Annotated in this window: 7 protein-coding genes and 3 tRNA genes; 8 read left to right on the plus strand and 2 right to left on the minus strand. The window is 63.2% G+C overall.

Annotated elements, in window-relative coordinates:
* A partial coding sequence (locus H926_RS34170; protein WP_043611071.1) for a tyrosine-type recombinase/integrase occupies nucleotides 1-255 on the plus strand: 255 nt, incomplete at its 5' end.
* A gap of 49 nt (nucleotides 256-304) precedes the next feature.
* Nucleotides 305-1,252, plus strand: a complete 948-nt coding sequence (locus H926_RS0122580) for an acetyl-CoA carboxylase carboxyltransferase subunit alpha (protein ID WP_022678267.1) — start codon at nucleotides 305-307, stop codon at nucleotides 1,250-1,252.
* 164 nt (nucleotides 1,253-1,416) lie between these two features.
* On the opposite strand, the gene H926_RS0122590 is transcribed toward H926_RS0122580, so the two are convergent.
* Together H926_RS0122590 and H926_RS0122595 are read right to left on the minus strand one after the other, a co-directional pair.
* Nucleotides 1,417-1,599: a Flp family type IVb pilin gene (locus H926_RS0122590; protein ID WP_022678268.1), complete on the minus strand. Its 183-nt coding sequence runs from the start codon at nucleotides 1,597-1,599 to the stop codon at nucleotides 1,417-1,419.
* Between the two features lie 99 nt (nucleotides 1,600-1,698).
* Nucleotides 1,699-1,881, minus strand: coding sequence for a Flp family type IVb pilin (locus H926_RS0122595; RefSeq protein WP_022678269.1), 183 nt, complete (start codon nucleotides 1,879-1,881; stop codon nucleotides 1,699-1,701).
* Nucleotides 1,882-1,993: 112 nt separating this feature from the next.
* Between H926_RS0122595 and H926_RS0122600 the strand changes: the two genes are divergently transcribed.
* From H926_RS0122600 to H926_RS35270, 6 genes are all read left to right on the plus strand, one after another.
* Complete coding sequence (locus tag H926_RS0122600) at nucleotides 1,994-2,464, plus strand: NUDIX domain-containing protein (RefSeq protein ID WP_022678270.1); 471 nt, start codon at nucleotides 1,994-1,996, stop codon at nucleotides 2,462-2,464.
* A gap of 50 nt (nucleotides 2,465-2,514) precedes the next feature.
* Nucleotides 2,515-2,591 (plus strand) — tRNA-Arg (locus H926_RS0122605).
* A gap of 55 nt (nucleotides 2,592-2,646) precedes the next feature.
* Nucleotides 2,647-2,723, plus strand: a tRNA-Arg gene (locus H926_RS0122610).
* A gap of 56 nt (nucleotides 2,724-2,779) precedes the next feature.
* Nucleotides 2,780-2,856, plus strand: a tRNA-Arg gene (locus H926_RS0122615).
* 502 nt (nucleotides 2,857-3,358) lie between these two features.
* Nucleotides 3,359-4,438, plus strand: a complete 1,080-nt coding sequence (gene pdhA / locus H926_RS0122620; protein WP_022678271.1) for a pyruvate dehydrogenase (acetyl-transferring) E1 component subunit alpha — start codon at nucleotides 3,359-3,361, stop codon at nucleotides 4,436-4,438.
* A gap of 1 nt (nucleotide 4,439) precedes the next feature.
* Nucleotides 4,440-4,687, plus strand: a 248-nt coding sequence (locus H926_RS35270) for a biotin/lipoyl-containing protein (RefSeq protein ID WP_237741162.1), incomplete at its 3' end; no start/stop codon positions are given.

Below are 4,687 nucleotides of genomic sequence, written 5' to 3' on the forward strand. Positions count from 1 at the left end.
CACCTGACGCGCGTGCGGCTGTTCCAACTGGTGCGCGATCTGGCGCTGCGCGCCGGAATCGATCCGGAAAAGGTCAGCCCGCACGTGCTGCGCCATGCCTTTGCCACCCATCTGCTGGAGGGCGGGGCAGACCTGCGCGTGTTGCAGACCCTGTTGGGCCACGCCGATATTGCCACCACCGAAATCTATACCCACGTGGATTCGGCCCGCCTGGTGGCGCTGGTGAACGAGAAGCACCCGCTCAGGCACCTTTGACCATGCGCGACCATTGACCAAACGGCCGCGTGTCCCTAGCGCAGGCGCCATGATTTCGTACCTCGAATTCGAAAAACCCGTCGCCGCCCTGGAAGCCCGCATCGCCGAACTGCGCGATACGGCTGCCGCCAGCGGTGAGCTGGATATCGCCGCCGAGATCCGTCGTCTTGAGACCAAGTCGGCCGAGCTTCTGGCCAACACCTATCGTGCGCTCTCGCCCTGGCAAAAGACCCAGGTGGCCCGCCATCCGGCGCGGCCGCACTTCCGCGACTATGTCGAGCGGATGTTCACCGGGTTCATGCCGCTGGGTGGGGATCGCCTCTATGGCGAGGATCAGGCGATCGTCGGCGGCTTTGCCCGTTTGGGCAATCGCCGCGTGATGCTGATCGGCCATGAAAAGGGCCACGATACGCAAAGCCGCATTCGCCACAATTTCGGCATGGGCAAGCCCGAAGGCTATCGCAAGGCGGTCCGCCTGATGGAAATGGCCAGCCGATTCGGCCTGCCGGTGGTCACCCTGGTCGATACCTCTGGCGCGTTTCCGGGCGTCGAGGCCGAGGAACGCGGCCAGGCCGAGGCGATTGCCCGCTCCACCGAAGCCTGCCTGGCGCTGGGCGTGCCGATGGTCGCCACGATCGTGGGCGAGGGCGGCTCAGGCGGGGCCGTGGCGCTGGCCAGTGCCGAGCGCGTGCTGATGCTCGAACACGCGGTCTATTCGGTGATTTCGCCCGAAGGCTGCGCCTCGATCCTGTGGCGCACGGCTGAAAAGGCACCCGAAGCGGCCGAGGCGATGAAAGTGACGGCGCAGGATCTGCTCTCGCTCGGCGTGATCGATCGCATCGTGCCCGAACCGGTGGGCGGCGCGCATCGCGATCCGGCCGCCACCTGCACCGCACTCGCCGCCGCGATCGGTGAAGAACTCGATCACCTGGCCGGCAAGAACGCCGATGCCCTGCGCGCCCTGCGTGCCGAACGGTTCCTGCGCATCGGCGCCTGATCCGCACAAGCCAGACATGAAAAGGCCGCCGGCATGATGCCTGGCGGCCTTTTTCGTGCCGGCCGTCTGGTGCTGCTGACAGAAAAGGGGCGGAAAAAGGCCCCCGCCTTCTTCCGCCCCTTCCTGTTGCTCACCCGGCGTGTTTCGCCGGGCGACGGCGCCTCTTAGAGGTGGCCGTCCGAAGCGTTGTTCATGTCGTTCGACACGAGGTTGAAAGTGTTGCCAAGCGAGTTGCCCAGCGCGCCCATGGCGGTGATGGCAGCAACGGCGATCAGAGCGGCGATCAGGCCGTATTCAATGGCGGTGGCGCCTTCTTCGTTGCGGAACAGGTCGCGGACGAGCTTCATAAATTCTACTCCTGAAGAGATCTTCTTTTCCCGGCCCGCCTCGGTTTTGCGTCACGCTGCGGACAATGCTGTCTCTAGGCAGTAAAACCTAAAATGCGCTTAATGCCGATTGGCCGCAGCCACCGCTGCATTGTCGATAATGTGCCAAAGACGGTAGAGTTGATTGGTAAACGCGTTGAGCCCGAAAACGATCGACAGGCCCAGTGCGCCCACCAGCAGGCCATATTCCACCAGCGTCACCGCCTCGCTTTCGCGCGCGACCCTGCGCAAGAAGTTCTTCATGTCTTGGCCCCATCCACCTGTGCATCTTTCCGCTTACCGGCACATGGCCTAAGAAACCGTTGCCGGCATGACTGGCGGTTTGCCCTTATGTTTTGCCGGATCGGATTAACCAATGTCAGCTACACTTGCCTCGCCCCTGCCGCACCAGGCATCCGCGCCGCTGCTGGTCGTCGCTGCAGCGCTGGTAGCGGGCGAGGGCAGCGAAGCCCGCCTGCTGTTGCAGCAGCGCCCGCTGGGCAAGCATCACGGCGGGCTGTGGGAGTTTCCCGGCGGCAAGGTGGAGCCAGGTGAGACGCCGGCAGCGGCCCTGGCGCGCGAGTTGGCAGAAGAGCTGGGAATTGCCGTCGATCCTGCCGATCTGGCGCCGTTGACCTTTGCCGTGCACGAGGCGGCCGCCAGCGGGCGTGATCTGGTCCTGCTGCTCTATCGCTGCCACGCCTGGCGCGGTACGCCCGTGGCCGAAGAAGGGGCGGCGCTGCAATGGGTGGATGGGGCAGCCCTGCGCAGTTTGGCCATTCCCGAAACCATGCCGCCGCTCGACATTGCACTGTGTATAACTGCACAAAATTTGCTCGGCGCCTGAACAAGGCGCTTGCCAACCTGCGCTGTGTGACATAGAGGCGCGGCTCCCCGGCACCCGTAGCTCAGCTGGATAGAGCATCAGACTACGAATCTGAGGGTCGGACATTCGAATCGTTCCGGGTGCGCCATTCTCCTTTCAGGGGCGTGGGGCAGGGGAAGGCCTTCACTGGCCATACATGGCAGGCACCCGTAGCTCAGCTGGATAGAGCATCAGACTACGAATCTGAGGGTCGGACGTTCGAATCGTTCCGGGTGCGCCATACCTTTCCATTGGAAAGGCGCCTGCATGGGTACCCGGCAGGCACGACATTGGCAGGCACCCGTAGCTCAGCTGGATAGAGCATCAGACTACGAATCTGAGGGTCGGACGTTCGAATCGTTCCGGGTGCGCCACTCCCTTATCATCACGCTGCAGCACGATCCGCCCAAGCCGGCGCCTGTCTCGGGCGGCCGGTCGCATTGGTGTTTGCAGCCGCGGCCGCAACGCCACGATCCGGCCTGTGGTTGTGCGCGGCGCCATCCTCTTCGGCTGTCACTACGCAAACCCCGATTTGACGCACCGGGCAAATCATGCTGGCTTCGTGGCTTGTTTGGCGTGGAAAGGGCGGCGCGCATGGTGCGGCTTCCGCGTCGTTTCAGGGTGCATTGCAATGCCGCATTGCAGCGATTTTTCGTTATACTAGTATAAATCCCGAGAAACCGCGTTTTCGCTGCATCAATTGTCGTCTTGGCCGCTGTTGGCCGTTGCGCAAGGCGCGATCATGGTTCAATGGGAGAGCCGGTTTTGCGAATACGCAGAGCCTTGAGGCAGCCAGAATAAGGATATTGAGACTTGGCCAAGTCCGCCAGGCCGCGTGCCGCCAATCCCCGCTCCTCCGCCCCCAAGCCTGCTGTTGTGGCCGCGTCGGTTCCCGACGCGTCGGCCGCGCTGAGCAGTCCGGTCGAGGACGATGCCACCTTCGCTCTGCGCAGCCTTCAGCAGTCGCACGCGAACAACAAGCGCTATGATGCGTCGGACGCCGAACTGCTCAAGTTCTATGAGCAGATGGTGCTGATCCGCCGCTTCGAGGAAAAGGCGGGCCAGCTTTATGGCCTGGGCCTGATCGGCGGCTTCTGCCACCTCTATATCGGCCAGGAAGCCGTGGCGGTCGGTCTGCAGTCGGCGCTCAACGAGGGCCACGACAGCGTGATCACCGGTTATCGTGACCATGGCCACATGCTGGCCTATGGCATCGATCCCAAGGTGATCATGGCCGAATTGACCGGCCGCGGCGCGGGCATCTCGCGCGGCAAGGGCGGGTCGATGCACATGTTCTCGACCGAGCACAAGTTCTTCGGCGGCCATGGCATCGTCGGCGCGCAGGTCTCGCTGGGTGCAGGCCTGGCCTTCGGCCACAAGTATCGCGACGATGGCGGCGTGTGCATGGCCTATTTCGGCGATGGTGCGGCCAACCAGGGCCAGGTCTACGAAACCTTCAACATGGCCGCGCTGTGGAAGCTGCCGATCGTGTTCGTGGTGGAAAACAACGGCTATGCCATGGGCACCGCGGTCAAGCGCGGTTCGGCCGAAACCCATTTCTATCGCCGTGGCACGGCGTTCCGCATCCCCGGCATGCCGGTCAACGGCATGGACGTGCTCGAAGTGCGCCAGGCTGCCGAAGTGGCGCTGGAATATGTGCGCGGTGGCAATGGCCCGGTGCTGATGGAACTCAACACCTATCGCTATCGCGGCCACTCGATGTCCGACCCGGCCAAGTATCGCAGCCGTGAAGAAGTGCAGGAAATGCGCGACAAGCACGATCCGATCGAAGGCGCCAAGCAGGAACTGCTCAAGCGCGGCGTGACCGAAGAAGCGATCAAGGACATCGACAAGAAGATTCGCCAGCAGGTGGCCCAGGCCGCCGACTTTGCCGAAAGCTCGCCCGAGCCGGACATGGCAGAGCTGTATACCGACGTGCTGGTGGAGAAGTACTGAGATGGCAATTGAACTCAAGATGCCCGCCCTCTCGCCCACGATGGAAGAGGGCACGCTGGCCAAGTGGCTGGTGAAGCCCGGCGACACCGTCAAGTCTGGTGACATCCTCGCCGAAATCGAAACCGACAAGGCGACGATGGAATTCGAATCCATCGACGAAGGCACGATCGGCGAACTGCTGGTTTCCGAAGGCACCGAAGGCGTCAAGGTCGGCACCGTGATCGCCACGCTGCAGGGCGAGGACGAGCC

The organism is Novosphingobium sp. B-7 (assembly GCF_000410615.1).
In the GTDB taxonomy this organism is placed as follows: domain Bacteria; phylum Pseudomonadota; class Alphaproteobacteria; order Sphingomonadales; family Sphingomonadaceae; genus Novosphingobium; species Novosphingobium capsulatum.